The sequence below is a fragment of the Streptomyces sp. NBRC 109706 genome, from assembly GCF_000974485.1.
Taxonomy (GTDB): domain Bacteria; phylum Actinomycetota; class Actinomycetes; order Streptomycetales; family Streptomycetaceae; genus Streptomyces.
In genome coordinates this window covers 386,179-408,767 of sequence record NZ_BBOM01000011.1, presented here as the reverse complement: position 1 = coordinate 408,767, position 22,589 = coordinate 386,179, and the positions used below count along the sequence as shown (strand labels likewise).

Sequence of the window (22,589 nt, the reverse complement as noted above, 5' to 3'; positions counted from 1 at the left end):
CGCTCCCCACGTCCGCGCGGCCTCAGAATCCCTGCCGCCCGGCGAAGTACACCATGCGGTACTTCCCGATCTGCACCTCGTCGCCGTTGGCCAGCGCCACCGCGTCGATCTGCTCTCGGTTCACATAGGTGCCGTTGAGGCTGCCGACGTCGCTGACCGTGAATCCGCCGTCCGGGCTGCGCCGGAACTCGACATGGCGGCGGGAGACCGTCACGTCGTCCAGGAAGATGTCGCTCTGCGGGTGCCGACCCGCCGTGGTGACATCGCTGTCCAGCAGGAACCGGCTGCCCGAGTTCGGCCCTCGGCGAACGACCAGCAGCGCGGAGCCGGCCGGCAGCGCGTCCACCGCGGCCTGGGCCTCGGAGGAGAGCACCGGCGACGGATGCTGCCCGGTGGCCTCGGCCTCGTAGGCCTCAAGACCGGAGATGGAGATCGTCGACGTGGTCTCGGACGACCCCTCGACGCCCGGCCGCAGCGAGGCACCGCAGTAGGAACAGAAACGGCTGTTCGGCGCGTTGCCGTGGCCGCAGCGACCGCAGGAGGGACCGGCGGAACCGGGCCCCTGGTCCGCTATACCGCCGGGGCCCCCGACCTCGTCACGGAACAACGGGCGCCCGGACGGCGGCGCTGGCGGCTCGCCTTGCTGGCGGGCGCGGGCCCCCGCGGCACTGTGGGTACCGCTCTGACGCCTGCCGAACAACCTAGCGAAAAAACTCACCAGCGATCCCCTCGCACCTAGCCCGGCCCGTGTCGAACGAACCGGTCCATTCTCTCTCACCGACCACACACGTCATCCTGACAACGTGAATGGTCTCCCTTCAGTTTCCCTCACTGCGCGGCACGGCGATCCGATAGCTCCCGTGACGTCGAGGTTCGATCATGATGACGACTGAGCGTAGTCAGGCTGCTCCGCCGATCGCAAGGCGTCCACGACGACCGTCTCCGGACGGTCCACCGTGACCGTGGCCTGCTTGTTCTCCAGGGACTGCACCACACCCCCGGGGATGTTCAGCGCCGGCTCCAGATCCTGCGGCCGGCCGATCGCCTCGATCACGAACGGCGCGCGAATCCCCTCGTCATCCACCCGTACCCCGCCGTTGTGGTCCACAAAAGAGGTACTGGCGACGATCCGCACGTCGTTGATCTGCAGCGCCTCGGCGCCCGCGGCGCGCAGTTCCTGCACGGCGTCCAGCAGCATGTCGGCCTGGACCGCGCCGCGCGGGTCGTCGACGCGCAGCGTGATGCCCGGGCCCTCGGCGGCCACCGTACCGGCCAGCACGCCGAGTTGCCGTTCCCGCTCCTCGGTCTGACGGCGGGCCTCCTCGGCCTGGTCGGTGCTGTTCTCCAGCTCGGCGCGCTGGTCCTCCAGGGTGCTTTTCTCGTCCTCCAGCCGGGCCGAGCGGTCCTCCAGATCGCTGAGGATGCGCACCAGGTCCTCCGGGCGCGCCCCGCGCAGCGCGGTGTCCTCGCTGCCGGCCGCCCTGACCTGGATGGCCAGGCCGAGGCCGAGGACGAACAGCAGGACGGCGGCGACCAGTTGCCCTCTGCTGGCCCGGGGCGGCCAGAGCGCGGCCAGCAGCGCGGCGCGTCCGGTGGGGCGGGTCGGCGGCCGCCCAGCCGGCTTCCCGGCGTCCTCCGGGCTCCTGGCCGCTTCGTCTCCGTGGTCGGGGTCCTGGGTCACGGCGTCACGCTCCGAAGACATGGCGCCGGATGGCCGCCGCGTTGGAGAAGATCCGGATGCCGAGCACCACGACCACCCCCGTGGACAGCTGGGCGCCGACGCCCAGTTTGTCGCCGAGGAAGACGATCAGCGCGGCCACCACCACATTGGACAGGAAGGACACGACGAACACCTTGTCGTCGAAGACCCCGTCCAGGGTGGCGCGCAGCCCGCCGAAGACCGCGTCCAGCGCGGCCACCACGGCGATCGGTAGATACGGTTCGAATCCGGTGGGCACCACGGGCCGGGTCACCACCCCGATCACGACTCCCAGTACCAGCCCCAGCACGGCGATCAACGTGGGCCTACCTCTCCCGTTCCTCGGATGACGTCCCGGGCTCTGTTTCGGACTCGGTTTCGGACTCGGTTTCGGACTCTGTGTCGGCGCCGTGCTCGTCCCGGGGGCGGGCGCTGCGCGTGGTCAGGCTGGGCGCCGCGGGGAGCCGCAGCTCGTCCCTGGCGGAGCTGCTGACCCTGATGCCGTAGTCGTCCCGCAGGGTGGCCAGATAGCGGCCGGCGGACGTCTGCTCGAAGGCGTCGAGCAGCGCCTGCCCGTCCCCCACCGCCAGCACGGTGTACGGCGGCACCAGCGGCCGGTTGTCGACCAGCACCGCGTCGCCGGCCGCGCGGATCGCGGAGAGCGCCGTCAGCCGTTGGTCGTTGATGGCGATGGCCTCGGCGCCGGCCTGCCAGAGGCCGTTGACGACCCGTTGGAGGTCGCGGTCGCGCAGCCGGCCCGTCTGGCTGAAACCGTTGTCCCTCGGCCCGCCGGAGACCGTCTCGCCGACGTCCCTGGCATCGTCGACGGAGAGCTCGACGCCGGGGCCGTCGACCTCGCTGGCGCCGGCCAACAGGGCGACCAGCGCGGCGCGTTCGGCGAACTCGCCGTCGTCGCCGCCGAGCGCGACGCGCTGGCTGGCGGCCACCTCGGCGCGCAGCGCGTCCACCTCGGCCTGGAGCCGGTCAAGATCCTCCGTGCCGGTGGTGACCCGCTCCAGCAGCTCCTCGCGCTCCCTGGCGACGGTCGGCGCCGACTCCCTGGCCTGCACGGCGCCCAGGGTGACCACCAGGCCGGCGAGCACCAGACCGCCGGCCAGCCAGAGCCGCGCGCGGGTGCCACGCGGCAGCTCTGACCGGCCGTTCTCCCGCCGTCTGGCCGCCGCCTGGGCATACCCCTCGTCCAGGGTGTTGTCCATCACGGTGGTCAGCAGCGACATGGAGGCGTCGGGGCGCGCCCGTGGGCTCGCCCCGGGCTCCTGCTCTGGCATGGCGCACATGGTGACACGCCAGTTGTCGGTAGATCGAATCGGGCCGGCGCTCGGCCCCGGCTGTCAGCCCTCGGCGCTGTCGACCACTCCCGACCAGACGTCCAGCAACTCCTGGGCCGCGGCGTCGTCCGGGCCCTCCGCCCAGAGGTGGGTGACGGCCTCGGCCGGGTCGGGCAGGACCAGCACCCAGCGGCCGTCCGGCTCGACGACGCGGACCCCGTCGGTGGTGTCGACGGAGCGGTCGCCCGCGGCCTCGACCACGCGACGCATCACCAGACCCTTGACCGCCCAGGGGGTGGCGACATCCCGGCGCAGGACATGGGCGCGCGGGATGCGGGCGTCGATCTGGCTGAGCGACAGCTGGGTGCGGGCGACCAGACCGATGAGCCGGGCGAAGGCGGCCGTGGCGTCGAAGACGCTGCTGAACTCGGGGACGACGAAGCCGCCCCGGCCGTCGCCGCCGAAGACCGCGTCGTCCTGGTGTGCGGCGCGGGTCAGATCGTCGGGCGATGTGGTCGTCCAGTCGACCTGGGTGCCGTGGTAGGCGGCGACCTGCTCGGCGATCCGGGTGGTGGTGACGGGGAGCGCCACCCGGCCGCTGCGCCGTTCGGCGGCGATCAGGTCGAGCATGACCAGCAGGGCGCGCTGGTCCTCGATGATCCGGCCGCGCTCGTCGACCAGCGCCAGCCGCTCGCCGACCGGATCGAAGCGGACGCCGAAGGCGGCGCGGGCGGAGGCGACGATCTCGCCGAGCCGGACAAGACCCGCGCGCCGGGTCTCGGCGCTCTCGGTCGGGCGGGCCTCGTCGAGGCCCGGGTTGATGGTGAGGGCGTCGACGCCGAGACGGCCGAGGAGGCTGGGCAGCACCAGGCCGGCGCTGCCGTTGGCGGCGTCGACCACGACCTTGATCCCGGACTCGGCGATGCCCGTGGTGTCGACGGCGCGCAGCACGGATCCCGTGTAGCCGTCGAACACGCTGGCGGGGAACCGGAGGTCGCCGATCTCGCCGGGGAAGGCGCGGCGGTACTCCTGGCGGGCGTAGACCCGGTCGAGCTTGCGCTGTCCGGCCTGGGAGAGGTCGGCGCCGCGCTCGTCGAAGAACATGATGTCCACCGAGTCCGGCACGCCTGGGGTGGTGCGGATCATGACGCCGCCGGCGCTGCCGCGCGCGGTCTGCTGCCGGGCCACGGGCAGTGGCACGTTCTCCAGGTCCCGGACATCGATGGCGCTGGCCTGGAGGGCGGAGATCACGGCCCGCTTGAGGGCGCGGGCGCCCCGGGAGTGGTCCCGCGCGGTGGTGACGGTGGAGCCCTTCTTGAGCGTGGTGGCGTAGGCGCTGGCCAGCCGGACCACGAGTTCGGGCGTGATCTCGACGTTGAGAATGCCCGAGACACCGCGCGCGCCGAAGAGTTGGGCCTGTCCTCTGGCCTCCCAGATAACCGAGGTGTTGACGAAGGCACCGGCCTCGATGGTCTTGAACGGATAGACCCGGACATTGCCCTGGACGATGGATTCCTCGCCGATGAGACACTCGTCGCCGATGACGGCGCCGTCCTCGATCCTGGCGGCCCGCATGACGTCGGTGTTCTTTCCGACGACGCAGCCACGGAGATTGGTCTGCGGGCCGATGTAGACGTTGTCGTGGACCACCGCCTTGTGCAGGAAGGCGTCGGCCTTCACCACCACGTTGGAGCCGATGACGGTGTGCTCGCGGATTTCCGAGCCGGCCTCGATCTTGGCGTAGTCGCCGACATACAGCGGACCCCTGAGCTTGGCGTCCGGATGCACCTCGGCGCCCTCGGCGATCCATACGCCGGGCGAGATCTCGAATCCGTCGATATCGACGTCGACCTTGCCCTCCAGAACATCGGCCTGGGCCTTGACATAACTCTCGTGGGTGCCGACGTCCTCCCAGTACCCCTCGGCGATATAGCCGTAGATGGGGTGTCCCTCCTTCATCAGACGGGGGAAAACGTCGCCCGACCAGTCGACGGAGACGTCGGGCTCGACGTAGTCGAAGACCTCGGGCTCCATCACATAGATGCCGGTGTTGACGGTGTCGGAGAAGACCTGGCCCCAGGTGGGCTTCTCCAGGAAGCGCTCGACGCGGCCCTCGTCGTCGACGATGGTGATGCCGAATTCGAGCGGGTTGGGAACGCGCGTCAGGCAGACGGTGACCAGCGCACCGCGTTCCCGGTGAAAGCGGATCAGCTCCGTCAGGTCGAAGTCGGTGAGCGCGTCTCCCGAAATGACCAGGAACGAGTCGTCCTTGAGCGCCTCCTCGGCGTTCTTCACACTTCCGGCCGTTCCCAGCGGCTTTTCCTCATGGGCGTAGGTGAGGTCCATTCCCAACTCCTCACCGTCGCCGAAGTAGTTCTTGACGAGGGAGGCGAGAAACTGCACCGTGACCACGGTCTCGTTGAGCCCGTGCCGTTTCAGGAGGCGGAGCACGTGCTCCATGATGGGACGGTTGGCCACGGGCAACAGGGGTTTGGGCATGCTCGCGGTCATGGGACGAAGCCGGGTGCCTTCGCCACCAGCCATTACGACGGCCTTCATATCGGAAGTGTCCTCCTTGGGGGTCCGACAGTCATTCCGACTGTGCCCATCTGGAGGGGCCCGGGCCCGGGGTGGCTCCCCGGAAGATCGCGACACGTGCGGGCGTCAGGCCCCTGCGACGCTGCCAGGGCATTGCTCAGTCGGCCGTGGCATCCGCCGTGAGGAGACGGCGGACCTGGACCACGTAGAGGATCCCTGCCCACCAGTAGAGCGCTGTACCCCAGCCGGCGAACGCCCATCCGAAAATAGCAGCGAGTGACCCGAGCCAACCACTTGAGTCACTGAGCAGCAGGAGGGGGAAGGCGTACATCAGATTGAAGGTGGCGGCCTTGCCCAGGAAGTTGACCTGGGGTGGGGCGTAGCCGTGCCGGTCCAGCAGCCAGACCGCGACCAGCAGCATCAGCTCCCTGGCCAGCAGCAGGGCGGTCAGCCAGAGCGGCAGGATCTCCCGCCAGGTGAGGCCGACCAGGGTGGACAGGATGTACAGCCGGTCGGCGGCCGGATCGAGTATCCGGCCGAGGGCGCTGATCTGGCTCCAGCGGCGGGCGAGCTTGCCGTCGAGGTAGTCGCTCACCCCACTGGCGGCCAGCACCAGCAGCGCCCAGCCGTCCATCTTGGGGCCGCCGAAGACGGGGGACAGAACCAGCCAGAGGAAGACCGGCACCCCCAACAGGCGTGCCATGCTGAGCAGGTTGGGGATGGTCCAGATCCGATCCGTCTGAACACGCGTCTCCTGGACCTCCACGCCGGAAGCCTCCCAATCACCCACTCGCCCCGCACGGTCGCCAACGCGCTCCGACCTTACCGGCCGTGGCCGGCCGCACCGACAGCGGGGACGCGGGCGGTGGGGCCCCGGCGCCCCGACTCGACGGCGACTTGCGATGACTTAGGCTGTTATGGAGCGGACGCGAGGCGGGTGTGATGGAGACCAGGCTGCTGGGCGTCGGGGTCAGCCACGGCGTGGCGATCGGGCAGGTCCGACACATGGGCACGGCGGTGCTCGAACCGCCGACGCGGCGGATCTCGGCCGAGGAGACGCCCCGGGAGCTGGCCAGGACCCGGCAGGCGATCGAGGCCGTGGCGGCGGATCTGCGGGCCAGGGGCACCCTCGCCGGCGGCGAGGCGCAGGCCGTGCTGGAGGCGCAGGCGCTGATGGCCGAGGATCCGGAGCTGCTGGCCGACGCGGAGCGGCGGATCAGCGTGGGCAGCACGGCCGAGCGGGCGGTGTACGACGCGTTGGCCGCCTATCGGGCGCTGCTGGCCGGGGCCGGGGCGTATCTGGCGGGGCGGGTGGCCGATCTGGACGATGTGCGCAACCGGATCATCGCCCGGCTGTTGGGGGTGCCGACGCCCGGGGTGCCGGACAGCGACGAGCCCTATGTGCTGATCGCCCGTGATCTGGCCCCCGCCGACACGGCGTTGTTGGACACCACGCTGGTGTTGGGCTTTGTCACCGAGGAGGGCGGCCCGACAAGCCACAGCGCGATCCTGGCCCGGGCGCTCGGGGTGCCGGCGGTGGTGGCCGTCGAGGGCGCCGGCGGGATCGCCGCGGGCACGGTGGTGGCGGTGGACGGCAGCACCGGGGAGGTGGTGGTGGAGCCGGGCGAGCGGCGGCGGGCGGAGCTGGCCGAGGGCGCGGCGCGGCGCCGGGCGGCGCTCTCCCGGGTGAAGGGCCCGGGGGCGACGTCGGACGGGCATCGGGTGCCGCTGTTGGCGAACATCGGCGGGCCGGCCGATCTGCCGGCGGCGTTGGCCGCGGGCGCCGAGGGGGTCGGGCTCTTCCGCACCGAGCTGCTGTTTCTCTCCGCCGGGGCAGGGCCGCCGGCGGCCGACGACCAGAGGAGCACCTATCGGGAGGTGTTGGAGGCGTTCCCCGAGGGGCGTGTGGTGGTGCGGGTGTTGGATGCCGGGGCGGACAAGCCGCTGGCCTTTCTCTCGCCGGGCGAGGAGCCCAATCCGGCGCTCGGGGTGCGCGGTCTGCGGGCGCTGTTGGAGCATCCGGAGGTGCTGGCCACCCAGCTGGGGGCGCTGGCCGAGGCCGCCAGGGGGCTGCCGGTGTATCTGGAGGTGATGGCGCCGATGGTGGCCGACCGTCAGGACGCGCGGGCCTTCGTCGACGCCTGTCGGGCCGCCGGGCTGCGGGCCGCGCCCGGCGCGATGGTGGAGATCCCGGCGGCGGCGCTGCGGGCGCGCTCCCTGCTGCGGGAGGTGGAGTTCCTTTCGATCGGCACCAACGATCTGGCGCAGTACACCTTTGCCGCCGACCGGCAGGTGGGCGCCCTGGCGCGGTGGCAGGATCCGTGGCAGCCGGCGCTGCTGGATCTGGTGGCGTTCGCGGCACAGGCCGCGGCGGCCGAGGGCAAGGGCTGTGGCGTGTGCGGCGAGGCGGCGGCCGATCCGGCGCTGGCCTGTGTGTTGACGGGGCTCGGGGTGACCAGCCTCTCCATGGGGGCGGCGGCGATCCCGCAGGTGCGCGCCACGCTCGCCAAGCACACGTTGGCGCAGTGTGAACGGGCTTCGGCGGCGGCCAGGGCCGCGGAGAGCGCCGAGCAGGCCAGGGCGGCGGCGGTGGCGGTGCTCTCCGGGGAGTGACGGCGCCGGGCGCCGGCTCATCGCCCCTGGCATTCGGCGCGGGGCGGTCGTGGGGCGGCGAGGTAGTCGACGCCGGGCTCCGGGGGCAGCGGATCGCCCGTGGACGGATCCGTGCAGTAGGCGGCGAAGACCTCGGCCTCGCCGAGCGGCAGCAGCCGGCCGTCCGCCAACCGCCAGCCGCGCACCGCCTGTCGGGGCCGCTCGTCGGGCGGTGGGGCGCCCGGTTCGCTGCGCATCACCAGGCCGCCGGGGACGCCGGCGACCAGCCCGACGGCGAGCACGGTGCACAGCACCAGCGCCTGATGCTCCGGCAGCGCCCCGGACGCGCCCGGCCCCCGGGTCGCCACGCCGAGGTTGGCGTTGAGCGGGGCGTCCGGGAGGGCGACGCTGCACACCAGATGGTGGTCGCCGGCGCCGATCCGGTCGAGGATCCAGGTCAGCAGGCGGGCCGCGCGGGCGAAGGCGCAGCGCCGCTGGGGCGCGCGGCAGCGGGGGCAGCGGCCGGCGCCGGCGAGCAGCGCGGCGCCGCGCTCCCAGGTGTGCCAGGGGTGGTCGGCCGGGGCCGGCGCCCCGTCGGCGAGCGCCGGCCACCCCCCGACACCGGCCGGGGCCGCCCCGCCGCGCGCGCCCGGCCAGCCGGGCGCGGCCCCCGGCCGCTCCCGCCCTTCGCGCCCGCCGGGCCTGGGGCGCGAACGCCCGGGAACGCGCCGTCGTCCGCCGGGGCGCCGAGCCTCGTCGTCGTACCGCCTCATGACTGTCCCTCCACGGTTCGGAACCTATTGGTTACTCACCGTAGCGGTCGTCACTGACAGTGGCCCTCTGCTGGGCGAGGCGGGCGAGGAAGAGCAGGGCCTCCGGGTCGTCGACGGAACCCAGATTGACCGCCCGGTCCAGCTCGGCGCCCTGGAACAGCCGTTTGACCGGCACCTCAAGGCGTTTACCGGTGCGGGTGTGCGGCACCTTGGGGATCTCGATGATCTCGTCCGGCAGATGGCGCGGCGAGAGGTTTCCCCGGATGGTCCCGGCGATCCGACGGCGCAGCGCCTCGTCCAGCTCGGCGCCGTCGACGAGCGCCACGAACAGCGGCATCCAGTATCCGCCGTCGGGCTGTTCCACCCCGATGACCAGGGACTCCCCGATCTCCGGCAGCCGTTCGACCACCTCGTAGATATCGGCCGAACCCATCCGCACGCCCTGCCGGTTGAGGGTGGAGTCGGAGCGGCCGTGGATGATCACGCCGCCGTGCGAGGTGTGGGTGATCCAGTCGCCGTGGCGCCAGACGCCCGGATAGGTGTCGAAGTAGCTGTCGTGGTAGCGCGAACCGTCCGGGTCGTTCCAGAAACCGACCGGCATGGAGGGCATCGGGGTGCCGACCACCAGCTCGCCCACCTCGTCGATCAGCGGCGTCCCCGAGGGGTCCCACGCCGCGAGGTCGGTGCCCAGGCACGGCGCCTGCAGCTCGCCGACGTAGACCGGCAGGGTGGGGACGCCGCCAGCGAAGCAGCTGCACACGTCGGTGCCGCCGCTGACCGAGGCGATCCAGAGGTCGGCGCCGGCCTCCTCGTGCAGCCAGCGGAAGCCCTCGGGCGGCAGCGGGGATCCGGTGGTGGCGACGCAGCGGGTGGCGGAGAGGTCGAAGTCCCGCGCGGGGTGCACCTCCTTCTTGGCACAGGCCGTCACATAGGCGGCCGAGGTGCCGAAGACGGTGGCGCGGACGCGTTCGGCGACCCGCCACTGGGCGGCCGGGTCCGGATACCCCGGGGCGCCGTCGTAGAGCACGGCGGTGCTGCCGGTGAGCAGGCTGGAGACCAGGAAGTTCCACATCATCCAGCCGGTCGAGGTGTACCAGAACAGCCGGTCGCCCGGGCCGAGATCGCAGTGCAGGCCCAGCTGTTTGAGGTGCTCCAGCAGAATGCCGCCCTGGGACTGGACGATCGCCTTGGGCAGCCCGGTGGTGCCCGAGGAGTACAGCACCCACAACGGATGGTCGAACGGCACCGGCTCGAAGACCGGTTCGACGGGGGCCGAGGTCAGCTCCGCCCAGGAGAGCACCCCCTCGGGGAGCGGGGAGCCCAGCAGCGGCACCTGGACCACCGCGCGCAGCGTCGGCAGGCCGGCGCGGAGCTCCGCCACGGTCTCGGCGCGCTCGTGGACCCGCCCGCCGTAGCGGTAGCCGTCCACGGCGAACAGCACCACGGGCTCGACCTGTTGGAACCGGTCGAGCACGCTGCGCGCGCCGAAGTCAGGGGCGCAGGAGGTCCACACCGCGCCCACCGTGGCGGTGGCCAGCAGCGCCACCACGGCCTCCGGGATATTGGGCAGATAGCCGCAGACCCGGTCGCCGGGGCGGACGCCGAGATCGCGCAGGGCGGCGGACAGGGCGCCGACGCGCTGGCGCAGTTCCGGCCAGCCGACGGCCCGTGGCTCGACGGACTCGTCGACCGCCAACAGCGCAGGCTGGTCGCGCAGCGCCGGATCGGCGGGGCCGCGCAGCGCGTGCTCGGCGTAGTTGAGGGTGGCGCCGGGGAACCAGCGCGCGCCCGGCATCCTGGGGTCGGCGAGCACGGCGGTCGGCGGCGTGTGGAAGCGGACGTCGAACCATTCGGCCAGGGCGCGCCAGAAGGTGTCGAGATCGGTGACGGACCAGCGGTGCAGGGCGGCGTAGCCGGCCGTCGGGTCGTCGGGTCTGACGGCGGGGGCGCCGTGGCGCCCGGCGGCCCAGCCGTGGAAGGCGGTCAGTCGCGCGGCGGCGACCCGTTCGGCGCTCGGCCGCCACAGCGGCTGGTCGGGGACGGCGGTCTCGGTGGTCATGGGCGGCTCCATCGGCGACGTCGTTGGCGCATGGTTCCCCGGGACAATGCCAGTTCGTCCCGGTGGCCACCAGTGTGGCGCCACCCGAATGCCGGGCCCAGACCGGTGTCCGGTTTCGGCTGGGGCGGGACGCTGGTAGGCGTGGATCGTGCGTATCGCTCCCGTGGTGACCGTGGTGTTGGCCGCCGGACTGCTGGCCGGACTGCCGGGGTCGGTGGCCCCGGCGCCGGTGGCGCCGCGCGCCGAGCGGGCGCCCGCCGGGTTCGTGGCGCTGGGTGACGTGGCGCCCGGGATCCGGCAGGACATCAGGTACGCCGGCGGGAACAACTTCGTGGGCGAGCCGATCGACGGCTATCCGGAGGCCGAGTGTCTGCTCGCCGAGGACGCGGCGCGCGCCCTGGAGGCGGTGCGCGCCGCCCTGGCGGAGGACGGTCTGGGGCTGTTGGTCTACGACTGCTACCGGCCCCAGCGGGCCGTCGACCACTTCCTGCGCTGGGCGAAGGACCCGGACGCCACCGAGCGGCGGGCCGACTTCTACCCCGAGGTGCCCAAGGACCGGCTCTTCGACGAGGGCTATCTGGCGGCGAGATCCGGCCACAGCAGAGGTGGCACCGTCGACCTGACGCTGCTGGGGTCCGACGGCGAGGCGGTCGACATGGGCACCCCGTTCGACTTCTTCGATCCGGCCTCGCATCCGGACTCCGAGCAGCCCGACCCGGAGCAGCGCCGGGCCAGGGAACGGTTGCGGGACGCGATGAGCCGGGAGGGGTTCGTCCCGATCGACACCGAATGGTGGCATTTCACCTATCGTCAGGAGCCCTACCCGGACGAGCACTTCGACTTCCCCGTCGAACGGGCCGCGCTGGGCACGGGATGACGGCGGTTCCCGGAGCCACCCCCGTCGGTCCCGGAACCCGCCGTCACCAGTAATCGGACGCGACCGCGCGGTTCTTGGTTCGCCCCGCGCCCGTCTTTGTCACCCGTTCGCGACATTCGACGACGGTCGGGCGCCGGACGGTGCCGACGGCGGTGGGGCTCAGCGGATGCGGGGCGGGGTGACCAGCAGCGGGCCGAGCCGTTTGACCAGCATGGCCATCTCGTAGGCGACCTGGCCCACATCGGCCTCCGACTCGGTGAGCACGGCCAGCGCACTGCCCGTGCCGGCGGCGGTGACCAGCAGGAACGCGCCGTCCAACTCGACCAGCGTCTGCCGCGCGTTGCCCGTCTCGAAGTGGGTGCCGACGCCCCGCGCCAGGCTGTGGAACCCGGAGGCGACGGCGGCCAGTTGTTCGCCGTCGGCGCGCCCCAGGGCGCGGGAGGCGCCGCGGGACAGGCCGTCGGCCGCCAGCAGCAGGGCGTGGCGGATGTCGGGCACCCGGTCCACCAGTTCGTCCAACAGCGCGTCGATCGACCCGGGGTCGGCCTCGCCGGGCCGTTCCGCTCGGCCGGGAGCGCTGGGCTCCGGTACGGTCATCAGTCCTGCCTTCGAGTTCCGTGCGTGGTCAGGGGCTAGGGGGTGGCGGGGTGTCTCCCCGCCCTGGGTCCGTCTGTTCTCTGCCGCGTCGCCAACCGCGTTGCAGCGCGCTCAGCTTGTTCCGCAGCTCCTCGGCGTCGAGATCGGGCGCCGACTCCGGATCCGGATGGCCGCCGGCGCGGGCCGGCGGTTCGGGCGCCGGCTCGGCCGCCGCGCGGCGGACCCGGCGCGGCAGCCCGGCGCCCGTGACGCCGTCGGCCGGCCGGGCCGGCTCCTCGGCGGGCGGCTCCTCGGCGGCGGGCGGCCGCTCGTGGTCGGCGACCAGCACGCGGGGCGAACGGCGCGGCAGGCCGCCGGCGCCGGGAGCTGCCGCGTGCTCCTCGGTGTCGGCCGGCGGCCCGGCGCGGCGCGTCCGCGTCCGTGTCCGCAGCGAGGCCGCCAACTCGGCCGGGCCGTCCATCGGACCGTCCATCAGCGCGGGCCGGCTGGGCGGCGGCACCAGGCGCTCGGGCGCCGAACGGGGCTCCTCGATCTCCGTCAGCAGCTCGCCGGGGATCAGGGTGACGGCGGTGGTGCCGCCGTAGGGCGACTCGCGCAGCGCGACCCTGATGCGGTGCCGTTCGGCGAGCCTGGCCACCACGAAGAGGCCGATGCGGTCGGTGTCCGAGAGCTGGAACTCGCTGATCTCGGCGAGCCGTTGGTTCGCATCGCGCAGCGCGTCGGCGGTCATGCCGAGGCCCCGGTCGTGGATCTCCAGGGTGCAGCCGTGCGGCACGCGCTCGCCCGAGACCTGCACGGTGGTGTGCGGCGGCGAGAACACCGCCGCGTTCTCCAGGAGTTCGGCGAGGATGTGGACGACATCGGCGACCGCGCCGCCCGCCAGCAGCAGCGGGGGCATCGGGCGGACCTCGACGCGTTCGAAGTCCTCGATCTCGTCGACCGCCACCCGCAGCACCTCAGCCAGCGACTCGGGCTTGCGCCACTGCCGCGTGGGGGCGGCGCCGGAGAGGATCACCAGGCCCTCGGCATGGCGCCGCATCCGCGTGCTGAGATGGTCGAGACGGACCAGGTCGACCCGCTCGTCGCCGTCCCGGTCGCGCCGCTCCAACGCCTCCAGCAGATGGAGTTGACGGTGCAGCAGCACCTGGCTGCGTCGCGCCAGGTTGACGAAGACCTCGGAGATGCCGCGTCGGGTGTAGCTGCGTTCCACCGAGGCGGACACGGCCTCGCGTTGCAGGATGTTGATGGCCCGCCCGATCTCGCCCAGCTCGTCCTGGCCGTACTCCAGGCGCGGCGCCTCGACCTCCACGTCCACATGCTCGCCGGCCGCCAGGCGGCGGGTGACGCCGGGCAGCCGGACGTCGGCCGCGTCCTTGGCGTCGTGGGACAGCGCCCGCAGATCGCGGATCAGATCGCGCCCGCCGCGGAGCGCGACCAGCAGGGACAACGCCACGGCCACCAGGCCGAGGACGCCGGCGAGCACCGCGCGCAACACCACGGGCCCGGTGGCGGAATCCAGCCGGTCGGCCAGCCGCCGCTCGGCGTCCGCGACCAGGTTGCCGGTGCTGTCCAGGACGTCGGACGCGCTCTGCTCCCAGTGCTCGGGCAGCGGTGTGCCCCGTCCTGAGAGCAGTTGGGTCTCGGCCTCGGTGAGGATGCGGGCGGTGCCGCTCTCCCAGAAGCCGGTGTGGCTCTGGCGGTCGTCCACCGGAAGGTCGGGGACGGAGTGCTGCTGGGTGACCTGCCGACGGGAGATCAGATCGGACAGCGACCGCTGCTCGTCCTCGGTGACCCGTCCGGTGCCCAACATGCCGGCGACCAGGGCGTCTTCCTGGGAGATGTACTCGCGGGCCTGGGCGAGCCCGGCGACGGCGCTGGCGTGCCGCTGGTCGCCCGCGTCGACGACCGGCTGGAGCACGGCGAGGAAACGGAGGCAGGAGGACGTCAGATCGCTGTAGGCGTCCCTGGCGCCGGGCAGGGAGATGGTGTTGCTGTCGGTCTGCCCGCGCAGCCGCTCCAACTCGTCGAGGGTGCGCCACAGACCGTCCAGGCGGCTTCGGGCCGAGTCGCCAAGACCCCCCTGGGCGTTCTCCGTTGTCCTGCGGAGGCGGCGCAGTTCCTCGTCCGTCCGCACCCTGGCCTCGGCCAACGCGGTCCGCTCGTCGGCGCGGCGCGGGTCGGCGAGGTGGACCACGGCGTGCCGGCGCTCGGACTGCAGTGCCGCGAGGACGTCGTGGGCGGGCCGGCTGAAGGAGTCGGCCGCAGCGGCGGAGTCACGCGCGTCGAACGCCTCGCTCACGGTGAGCATGGCGGCGAACGCCCAGACGGCCAACAGCGAGAGCAGCGGCACCAATACCAGGGTCCAGATCCTGCGGTGGATCGATCTGCCGCGAACGCGCATACCCTCCCCTTGGTCCGCCGGGCCGCCCCCGTACGCCGTGGTTGTCACGGTTCGACGACGCGAGCCTACTACCGGCACCGCCCACCGGCCGGGTAACTGTCTGGTAATCATGGGACTTGACCCGGTGATGGTCCCGGTGGCCGGGCCGGTGACCGTCCTGGTGGTCGTCCCGTCGCGGGCGGTCATCGAGAGGGTTCGGGGCGTTCTACCATGGGGCGAGGACATATCCACGCATCTCACCGTGCAGGGAGCGAGATCGGCGTGTACGCGAGACCCCGTATGCCGGACCCGGTGCGCAAGGCGGCGGTGCGCGCCGTGATCATCATCGCGCTGACGCTCACTCAGCTGGTCGTCGTGCTGCTGGGACTGTGGGCGGACGCCTGGCTGGTGTTGCCGATGGCGATATCCACTCTGGTCAGTTCCGTGGTGGCGACCTGGGCCGTGCTGGACATCTGGATCACCTCGCAGGCGTGGCGGCAGCGCAACGGCGTGGTGTCCGTGCCCAGCAGCGCCGCCAGGGCGGCCAGGCGGGCGCGCCGGGCGGCGCGGAAGGCCGCCCGGCGTCAGGGCCGGCTCGCCGACACCGAGCCCGACGGCCCGGCGGGGTTGGACGTGTTCGGCGGGGACGGGCGGCGGTAGACCCGGGTCGCCGTGACCTCGCCGTGCACCGGCTCGGCGCCGGTGTCGACATCGGGCAGCCCGGGCCGCAGATGCTCCTCCACGCTGATGTACTTCAGCCCGGCCCGCAGATCGGCGTCGTTGCGCAGCCGGATGACCAGCGGGAACTCGGCGAGTGCCGTGGTGTCGAAGAGGCCCGTGGTGTAGAGCAGTTGGACGCCGAGGGCGTCGGCGACGGCGCGTTGCAGCTCCAACAGGTAGGTGGCGTTGGCGCGGCCGATGGGGTTGTCGAGGAACAGCGTGCCGGCGTGCCGGTGTTGGTCCCGACCCCGGTCGTTGCCGCGCAGCGCGGCCATCGTGCAGTACAGGGCGATGGCGGCGGTGAGCAGCTGGCCGCCGGAGAAGACGTCGCCCATCTGGCCGACGGGCACCCGCTCGGCGCGCAGCACCGCGTCCGGTTTGAGGATCTCCACCCGCACCCCGCGCGGGCGCAGCGCGGCGTGCACCCCGCGCAGCAGCAGGGACATGCCGTCCCTGCGGAGGTCGGAGTTCTTCCGGACGGCGGCGCGGGTGACCTCGTCCACCACCTCGCCCAGGCGTTCGGTGAGGGTGGCCTGGTCCGGCTCGTCGAAGCGGATGCGCAGGAACTCCTGCCCCGACCACTCCCCGAGCCCCTCGGGGAGCCGGGAGAGCCGCTGGGCCGAGCGCAGCGTGGCAAGCCCTGACTCGACCAGCCCGCGCAGCCGGTCGACGATGCCGTCGCGGTTCCGCTCCAGCTGGATCAACTCGTCGCCCAGAACGCGCAGTCGGGGCGCGAATGCCTGGGCCCAGGCGGCGGCGTGGGTGGGCAGCGCGGCGGCGGGCAGCTCCCTGATCTGGGCCCTGGCCGGGGTGCGGACCTGTTCGAAGCGGGTGGCGTTGGCGTGCCGGATCAGCTGGTCGCAGGCGTCGCGGACGGCGGACTCCGCGGTGGCCAGGCCGGCGCCGGCGGCGCGCAGCGCGCGGCGGGCGTCGCCGACGGCGGCGCGGGCCTCCTCGATGGAGCCGGGAAAGGGCTCGGGCGCCTCGACGGGTTCGGCCGACGCCTCGCCGGGATCGCGCAGTTGGTCGCCGAGGTGCGCGGCGTTCTCCGCGAAGCCGTCGGCCGCGCCGACGGCCTCGGCGTGCTGGGCGGCCAGATCCCGGTGCGCGGCCTGGGCGGTGGCCAACGCCTCCTGGCGCGCGGCGACTTCGGCGTCGGCCTCGCGCAGCAGCTCGGCGGCGCGGTCGGCGTCGGTCGGGATCCGCTCGGCCGGCAGCTCGATATGGGCGGCGCCGTCGGCCGGGGCGAGCCGCTCGGCCTCGCCGCGCAGCCGGCCAAGGCGCTCGCTGGCGGCGGCCGAACGGGACTCCAGCAGCTGGACCTGGGCCTCGGCGCGGGAGCCGGCGGCCTGCCGGGAGGGGCCGTCGGCGCCCTCGGGGCCCTCAAGGAGGCGGGCGGCGCGGGTGCGGACCTTGTTGCTCAGCCGGTCGAGCGCGGCGCGGGCGGCGCTCTCGTCGCCCTCGGCCCTGGCCTGCTCGGCGCGCAGATCGGCGCCGACGCCGACCTTCTCGTAGAGCCGGGCGGCGGAACGGTAGGCCTCGCGGAGGGTGGGCAGCGACTCGTCGGGCGGCGGGGCCGAGCCCCCGGCGGGGGTCGGCTCCTCCTCGGGGGCGCCGGAGACCTCGGCGCGTTCGGCGCGCAGCGCCCTGGCGGTGCGGCGGGCGTCGTCGGCGGCGCGCTGGGCGGCGCGGCGGTCCTCGTCGGCGGCCTGGGCGGCGGCCAGCCGCTCCGTGGCGCGCGCCTCGGCCTCGGCCGTCTCGGCGGCCAACTCCCGTAGCCGGGACTGCCATCGGCCGCGTTCGCGCAGCCGATGGGCGAGGCCGGCCAGCGCGTCGGCCGAGCGGCGGGCGCGCTGGGCCACCTCCTGGCGTTCGTCCCTGGCGCGGGCGGCCTCGGCTGCGGCCTCCTCCGCCTCGATGGCGCGGGCGACGGCGGTGGTGCCGCGGGCCTCGGCCTCGGCGGCGGCCAGCCCGGTGCGTTCGGCGGCCGCGGCCAGCTCGGCGAGGCGGCCGACGGGGCAGCCGGCCCGCCAGGAGGCGATCCTGGCGGCCAGCGAGCGGTCCTCGCCGATCCGGGCGGCGAGCGCGCGGATGTCGCCGTCCCTGGCGGCGGCCCTGGCGCGCAGGGCCTGGCGCTCGTCGTCGGCGGCGCGCTCGTCGTGCATCGCCGGGTTGGGCGGCACCAGAAAGACCCCGCTGTCCTGGCCGCCGGGCGCCGGCGTCGGCGCCAGCAGGGCGGCGGCCGTGCCGACGGCGACCGCCGAACGGGGCAGCAGCGCGGCCTCGGCCAGCACCTCGCGGGCGCGGTCGTGGCTGGCCTGGTCGGTGATGACGACGCCGTCGACCAGCTCGGGGCGGGCGGCCAGCACGGCCGCATGGTCGGCCGGGGCCACCGCCTGGGCCAGATAGCGCCATCCTGGCAGCGCGGGAATGCCGTGTTCGCCGAGGAACTCGACCGTGGCCAGCACATCGGGGCCGGGCGGCAGCAGCCCGCCGTCGCCGAGGGCGGCGAGCATCCTGGCGTCGTCGGCGGCGGCCGTGCGCAGCTCGAAGAGCCGGCGCTCGGCGGACTCCACGGCATCGTCGAGGAGGCCGGCCAGCGTCTCGGCGTTGTTGTCGAGATCGTCGACCGAAAGGCCCGGCCGGCCCGCTTCGCCGGCCACGCCCAGCAGGGCGGCGAGCCGGGGTTCGGCGGCGAGCGCGCCGGCCGTGGCCCGCTCGGCGGCGAGCGCGGACTCGGCGGCCCCGGCGGCGTCGGCGGCGCGGGCCGCCGCCAGCTCGGCCGCGGCCCGCTCGGCGGCGCTCTCCCTGGCGCGCTCGGCGCCCCGGCTCGCGGAGGCGCGCGCGGTCTCGAACGCGGCGACGGCCGTGCGTTCGGCGTCGGCGGCGGCCAGCGCGGCGCGCGCCGGATCGGCTCCGGGGCCGTCCGTCAGCCAGCCGGCGCTGACCGCCTCGGCCGTCTCCTGGGCCACCTCGGCGAGCCGCTGGCGCAGGTGTTCGGCCTCGCTGCGGGCGCGTTGGGCCTCCGTGGCCGCCGTGGTGGCGTCGCGGTGCGCGGATTCGGCGGCCCGCAGCAGGGCGCCGGAGTGCTCCTCGTGGTCGGCGGCCGATCGTTCGCCGCGCTCGGCGGCGCGGTGCAGGGCGCGGACCAGATCGGCGGCGGCCCGGCTCCGGGCGGCCAGCGCGGGCGCCGCGTCCCGCTCGGCCTCCCTGATGGCGGCCGCGACCCTGGCCGCGCGGTCGGCGGCGGCGCGGTGGGCGAGGACCGTCTCGGCGGCTTCCCAGGCGGCCTGTTGGGTGCGGGCCTCCAGCAGTTCGCGGCGTTGCGCGGTGGCGGCCCGCTCGGCGGCCGCGAGGGCCAACGAGGCGTGCCGGTAGGCGAGTTCGGCGGCGGTGCGGAGCGCGGTGCCGGTGTCGCGCTCGGCGGCGGCGACCGTCTCGGCGCCGCGCTCGGCGCGCTCGGCCAGCTCGCCGGCCAGCTCGCGCTCGGTGGCGGCACGGGCGGCGAGGCGGCGGCTGAGCGCCCGGGCGCGGTGCTCGGCCGCGCCGTGCACCGAACGGGCGCCCTCGCGCTGCCCGGCCGCCTCGGTGACCTGCCGCAGCAGTTCGACGGAGCCGGCCGTGAAATCGCGTTCGGCGGTCAGCTCGGCACGGCGGCCCAGCTTGTCGGCGAAGCCGTGGACCAGATCGGCCAGCCCGTCGGTGTCCCTCGGATCGGTGACGGCGCGCAGCAGCAGATCGGTGAAGTCGGCGTCGTTCTTGACCGCGAAGAGACCGGCGGCCTCTCCCTCGTCGGCGTTCATCTCCCGTTGGTAGCGGAAGAGTTCGGGGTCGAGGCCGAGGCCGCCCAGATGCTCGATCCAGCGTTCGTGGATCTCCTCCCAGACCACGTCGAGGTTGGGGTAGGCGCGGGCGGTGTCGGTGAGGACGTCGCGGAAGCCCTTCATGGTGCGGCGCCGGCCCCTGGCGCCGGAGGTGCCGTCGGCTGGCGCGGGGCCGCGCAGCGCCGTGGACTCGGCGACGGGCAGCGAGTCCAGGCTCATGCCGGGGCCGGGCCGGAAGGAGTACCACGCCTCGGCGAACTTGCGCGGGTCGCTGGAGACCTGGCGTCCGCGCCACTCGCTGCACTTGCCGACCACCACGGTCTCGCCGGTGCGGGTGTGCTGCCACTCCAGGGCGACATGGCCGCAGTCGTCGGCGAGCAGGAACTTCCGCAGCACGCCGGAGCTGGCGCCGCCCAGGGTGTTGCGGTGTCCTGGCAGCATCACCGAGAAGATCAGCTTGAGCAGCACCGACTTGCCGCCGCCGTTCTCCAGGAAGAGCACCCCGGCCGGCGCCGGGCGCAGCGGCGGCCCGGTGGGCTCCTCCTCGAAGAAGTCCGCCTGGGTGGGGGCGGGTTCGGGCACGGGGGCGCCGACGCCGCGCAGGTCGAGCACGGTGTCGGCGTAGCGGGCGCCGGCGGGGCCGATGGAGTAGAGGCGGACCCGGGCAAGCTCGTACATGGCGGAAACTCTCGTCAAAACCGATGGAAAGTCGGCGGGAAGTCGGCGGGAAGTCGGTGGAGAACAGCGGAAACGGGTCGGGGTCGGCGGGGTCAGGGGGGTCAGCGGTGGAAGGGCAGCCCGGCGCCTTCCACGAGGTCGAGGTCGGCCCCGCCGGCGGCGGGCAGCAGCGCTCCGCCGCCGTCGCTGACCGGGACCAGGCCGAGGGCGGTCAGCTCGGCCATCGCCGCGCCGGATGCCAGCTCCCGCACCTGGAGCTGGTAGCGGGGGGTGGTGCGGTAGGTGCCACCCTGCTCGTCGCCGGCGCGGTGCAGAAAGCCGGCGTCGGCGAGGAAGGCGACGGCCTTGCCGACGATGCCGGTGGTGGAGCCGGCCAGTCGGCGGGAGTCCTTGGTGGCGCCGGTGGCGCTGCGCCGGGCGTAGACCCGCCAGGCGGCTTCGAGGCCCGGCTCGTCGCTGGCCGGGTCGGTGTTCTCGCCGCGTTCCGCGGCGCGTTCGGCGAGCCGTTCGCAGGCGTGCCGGACGAACGACTCGACGCCGTTGACGGTGATCCGGCCCAGGTAGTCGTTGTCGGCGAGATCCTGCGGACGGGGGAACGCCAGGGCGGCGACGGCGAGATGGGCCAGTCCGTGCAGAAAGCGGTCGGCGGTGTCGGACGAGGTGCGCCGGGCGTACTCGGCCATCCGGACCGCGAAGACGGAGTCCTCGGCGGCGGCGACGGCCATGCCGGCGCGCGGCGAGACCTCCAGCACCACCAGGCCGAGGCCGCCGGCGACCGCGTCGGCGATCCGGGCGAAGGCGGGCTCCTCCTGGTAGCGCCGCAGCAGCGCCGCGTACTCGGCGTCGCGCGCGGGCGGCAGCTTGGGCTGGAGGCCGAAGGCGACCAGCCGGGCGGCATCGGCGGCGTCGGCCGGGGTGACCGGCGCCGGGGACGCTGTTGGCGTGCTCATGCGGTGTTCTCCGTACGTGCGGCGGCCATGCCGGCCGCGTCCAGCAGGGCGGTACCGACGATCAGATCGGCGCCGCCGAAGTGCGGGTCGTCCAGGGGCGTGCCGTCGTCCACGGCGAACAGCAGCCGCCGTTCGCCCTGGCGGTAGGCGGTGCCCACCGGAGGGCTGGCCGCGTGCGCCGCCAACAGGGCGATCAGATGCGGGAGTTCCCCGTCTATGGCGCGGGCCTCGGCGAGCAGCCCGGAGAGCCGGCGCGGCGCGTCCGGCGGAAGCCGGAGCAGCCGGGTGGCCTCGCTCAGCTGGGCCTCGCTGAACCGGCTGTCGTCCGGGGTGGCCACCAGCTCGGGCTCCGGCAGCTCGACGCCCAGATGCTCCCTGGGCACGGGCGGGGTGAAGAGCCATTCCGTGAGGTCGGCCAGCCGCACCGCGCCAGGCGGGCGCGGGCCGGTGCCACGGGCGAAGAAGGCGTCGGTGATCCGGGCGGCGTCGCCGAGCGGCAGCGGCAGCAGCGGGGCGAGGAGTTGGCCGTAGAGGTCGGTGTCGACCCGGGCGGCCGGGGTGGCGAACGCCTGCCGGTCCTGCTCGGCGCGGAACAGCGGGCCGGCCTCCAGGAGCCGGGACTGGAGCTGGGTGTGGCGGCGGATGCAGTCCCGCACGATGTCGACCAACTCGGCGGCCCGCAGCTTGTGTTCGGGGTCCACCGCCTCGTCCCTGGCGTGCCGGATATGGGTGAGGATGGCGTTCTCGTGCCGGTAGCGGTCGGCGATGTGCTCCAGCGCCTCGTTGATCAGGTCGGGGATCGTCTGCAGCCAGTCGACGGCGCGGACGTCCCGCCGGGTGGTCTCCAGGGTGCGGCGCAGCGTCTCGGCGTACTGGACGGTGCGGTAGCGGGCCTGCTCGGCGGCGAGTTGGGCGTCGGCGAGGCGGCCCCGGTTGATCAGCACCTCCAGCTTGACCTCGGCGGCGATCTGCGCGCTGGTGACATCCGTGTCCAGGGCGCCGACCAGGACGTTGACCGCCTCGTCCGTGGTCCGGAGATAGACCTCGCCGCCCGGGCCCTGGACCTCCTCGATCAGCTTGAAGTCGTAGTCCCTGCGGGTGTACTCGCCGCCGGGCCCGAAGGTGCCGTAGACCGCGCGGAAACCCCGGTCGACGCTGCCGACGTTGATCAGGTTGTCGACCACCCAGCGGGCGACGCGGCGGTGTTCGACGGCGGGGCGGGTGGGAGCCTGGGCGGCGATCCTGGGCAGCAGCCGGGCGATGACCTGCTCCTGGTCGGCGCCGGTGTCGAAGTCCATGCTGAGGGTGACCAGATCGATCGCGGCGAGCGCCACCTCGGCCATCGCGTAACGGGCGTACTCGCCCGCGAGATTGGCCTTGCGAACGTCCAGGTCGTGCAGCGGCGCCGTGCAGGCCAGCGCGCGCAGGCGGCGGGCCAGGCCCTCGTCGGCCGCCGGGCCCGGGGCGGGCCTGGCCGGGGGCGGCGGGCTGTGCGGCGTGCTGCCGGTCGGTGATGGTGCGGTCACGAGGCACACCCTAGGCGGTGCCACCGACAACGCTCGATTCGGCACGGATGCGGCTGTTGTCCGCCGGCCGGCCGGAGCCTCAACACG

Annotated in this window: 16 protein-coding genes; 3 read left to right on the top strand and 13 right to left on the bottom strand. The window is 73.8% G+C overall.

Annotated features, from left to right (window positions below):
• Window positions 1-22 precede the first annotated feature (22 nt).
• From AOM46_RS26645 to AOM46_RS26620, 6 genes are all read right to left on the bottom strand, one after another.
• Window positions 23-607: an FHA domain-containing protein gene (locus AOM46_RS26645; protein WP_370592766.1), complete on the bottom strand. Its 585-nt coding sequence runs from the start codon at window positions 605-607 to the stop codon at window positions 23-25.
• A gap of 270 nt (window positions 608-877) precedes the next feature.
• The gene (locus AOM46_RS26640; RefSeq protein ID WP_062215963.1) at window positions 878-1,702 is read right to left on the bottom strand and encodes a DUF881 domain-containing protein; all 825 of its coding nucleotides are present in this window, start codon (window positions 1,700-1,702) and stop codon (window positions 878-880) included.
• The gene (locus AOM46_RS26635) at window positions 1,686-2,018 is read right to left on the bottom strand and encodes a small basic family protein (RefSeq protein WP_062215961.1); all 333 of its coding nucleotides are present in this window, start codon (window positions 2,016-2,018) and stop codon (window positions 1,686-1,688) included. The genes AOM46_RS26640 and AOM46_RS26635 overlap by 17 nt, the downstream gene beginning before the upstream one ends.
• 7 nt (window positions 2,019-2,025) lie before the next feature.
• Window positions 2,026-2,997 carry a DUF881 domain-containing protein gene (locus tag AOM46_RS26630; RefSeq protein ID WP_199824067.1) on the bottom strand — a complete coding sequence of 324 codons (972 nt, stop codon included), beginning with the start codon at window positions 2,995-2,997 and terminating at the stop codon, window positions 2,026-2,028.
• Between the two features lie 54 nt (window positions 2,998-3,051).
• Entirely contained in the window at window positions 3,052-5,547 is a 2,496-nt protein-coding gene (locus AOM46_RS26625) for a mannose-1-phosphate guanyltransferase (protein ID WP_062215960.1), read from the bottom strand.
• A gap of 136 nt (window positions 5,548-5,683) precedes the next feature.
• A complete protein-coding gene (locus AOM46_RS26620; protein ID WP_062215958.1) occupies window positions 5,684-6,292 on the bottom strand; it encodes a CDP-alcohol phosphatidyltransferase family protein in 609 nt (202 codons plus the stop codon).
• 176 nt (window positions 6,293-6,468) lie between these two features.
• On the opposite strand from AOM46_RS26620, the gene ptsP reads away from it, so the two are divergent.
• Entirely contained in the window at window positions 6,469-8,139 is a 1,671-nt protein-coding gene (gene ptsP, locus AOM46_RS26615; protein WP_062215956.1) for a phosphoenolpyruvate--protein phosphotransferase, read from the top strand.
• A gap of 17 nt (window positions 8,140-8,156) precedes the next feature.
• Here ptsP and AOM46_RS26610 read toward each other — a convergent pair whose 3' ends face one another.
• Both AOM46_RS26610 and AOM46_RS26605 read right to left on the bottom strand, forming a co-directional pair.
• Entirely contained in the window at window positions 8,157-8,891 is a 735-nt protein-coding gene (locus AOM46_RS26610) for a hypothetical protein (protein ID WP_062215954.1), read from the bottom strand.
• Window positions 8,892-8,922: 31 nt separating this feature from the next.
• A complete protein-coding gene (locus AOM46_RS26605) occupies window positions 8,923-10,950 on the bottom strand; it encodes an acetoacetate--CoA ligase (RefSeq protein ID WP_062215951.1) in 2,028 nt (675 codons plus the stop codon).
• A 148-nt stretch (window positions 10,951-11,098) separates the two neighbouring features.
• On the opposite strand from AOM46_RS26605, the gene AOM46_RS26600 reads away from it, so the two are divergent.
• A complete protein-coding gene (locus AOM46_RS26600) occupies window positions 11,099-11,827 on the top strand; it encodes a M15 family metallopeptidase (RefSeq protein WP_062215949.1) in 729 nt (242 codons plus the stop codon).
• A 159-nt stretch (window positions 11,828-11,986) separates the two neighbouring features.
• Here the strand turns inward: AOM46_RS26600 and AOM46_RS26595 are convergent, their stop codons facing one another.
• A complete protein-coding gene (locus AOM46_RS26595) occupies window positions 11,987-12,424 on the bottom strand; it encodes a roadblock/LC7 domain-containing protein (RefSeq protein WP_062215947.1) in 438 nt (145 codons plus the stop codon).
• Window positions 12,425-12,452: 28 nt separating this feature from the next.
• Window positions 12,453-14,825: a nitrate- and nitrite sensing domain-containing protein gene (locus AOM46_RS26590; protein ID WP_062215945.1), complete on the bottom strand. Its 2,373-nt coding sequence runs from the start codon at window positions 14,823-14,825 to the stop codon at window positions 12,453-12,455.
• Window positions 14,826-15,086: 261 nt separating this feature from the next.
• Between AOM46_RS26590 and AOM46_RS26585 the strand changes: the two genes are divergently transcribed.
• Window positions 15,087-15,464, top strand: coding sequence for a hypothetical protein (locus tag AOM46_RS26585; protein WP_158920692.1), 378 nt, complete (start codon window positions 15,087-15,089; stop codon window positions 15,462-15,464).
• Here the strand turns inward: AOM46_RS26585 and AOM46_RS26580 are convergent.
• The 3 genes from AOM46_RS26580 to AOM46_RS26570 all read right to left on the bottom strand — a co-directional run bounded on the left by AOM46_RS26580 (window position 15,389) and on the right by AOM46_RS26570 (window position 22,502).
• Complete coding sequence (locus AOM46_RS26580) at window positions 15,389-20,026, bottom strand: hypothetical protein (protein WP_062215943.1); 4,638 nt, start codon at window positions 20,024-20,026, stop codon at window positions 15,389-15,391. The two genes, AOM46_RS26585 and AOM46_RS26580, sit on opposite strands and share 76 nt — an antisense overlap.
• 101 nt (window positions 20,027-20,127) lie before the next feature.
• Window positions 20,128-20,976, bottom strand: coding sequence for a hypothetical protein (locus tag AOM46_RS26575; protein ID WP_062215940.1), 849 nt, complete (start codon window positions 20,974-20,976; stop codon window positions 20,128-20,130).
• Complete coding sequence (locus AOM46_RS26570; RefSeq protein WP_062215938.1) at window positions 20,973-22,502, bottom strand: hypothetical protein; 1,530 nt, start codon at window positions 22,500-22,502, stop codon at window positions 20,973-20,975. Before AOM46_RS26570 ends, AOM46_RS26575 begins: the two co-directional genes overlap by 4 nt.
• Between the last annotated feature and the right edge of the window lie 87 nt (window positions 22,503-22,589).

Excerpts from the sequence above, each read along its gene's own strand:
- AOM46_RS26590 (WP_062215945.1), bottom strand. The coding sequence starts at position 14,825 with ATGCGCGTTCGCGGCAGATCGATCCACCGCAGGATCTGGACCCTGGTA.
- AOM46_RS26605 (WP_062215951.1), bottom strand. The coding sequence starts at position 10,950 with ATGACCACCGAGACCGCCGTCCCCGACCAGCCGCTGTGGCGGCCGAGC.
- AOM46_RS26580 (WP_062215943.1), bottom strand. The coding sequence starts at position 20,026 with ATGTACGAGCTTGCCCGGGTCCGCCTCTACTCCATCGGCCCCGCCGGC.
- AOM46_RS26630 (WP_199824067.1), bottom strand. The coding sequence starts at position 2,997 with ATGTGCGCCATGCCAGAGCAGGAGCCCGGGGCGAGCCCACGGGCGCGC.
- AOM46_RS26575 (WP_062215940.1), bottom strand. The coding sequence starts at position 20,976 with ATGAGCACGCCAACAGCGTCCCCGGCGCCGGTCACCCCGGCCGACGCC.
- AOM46_RS26625 (WP_062215960.1), bottom strand. The coding sequence starts at position 5,547 with ATGAAGGCCGTCGTAATGGCTGGTGGCGAAGGCACCCGGCTTCGTCCC.
- AOM46_RS26610 (WP_062215954.1), bottom strand. The coding sequence starts at position 8,891 with ATGAGGCGGTACGACGACGAGGCTCGGCGCCCCGGCGGACGACGGCGC.
- AOM46_RS26640 (WP_062215963.1), bottom strand. The coding sequence starts at position 1,702 with ATGTCTTCGGAGCGTGACGCCGTGACCCAGGACCCCGACCACGGAGAC.
- AOM46_RS26595 (WP_062215947.1), bottom strand. The coding sequence starts at position 12,424 with ATGACCGTACCGGAGCCCAGCGCTCCCGGCCGAGCGGAACGGCCCGGC.
- ptsP (WP_062215956.1), top strand. The coding sequence starts at position 6,469 with ATGGAGACCAGGCTGCTGGGCGTCGGGGTCAGCCACGGCGTGGCGATC.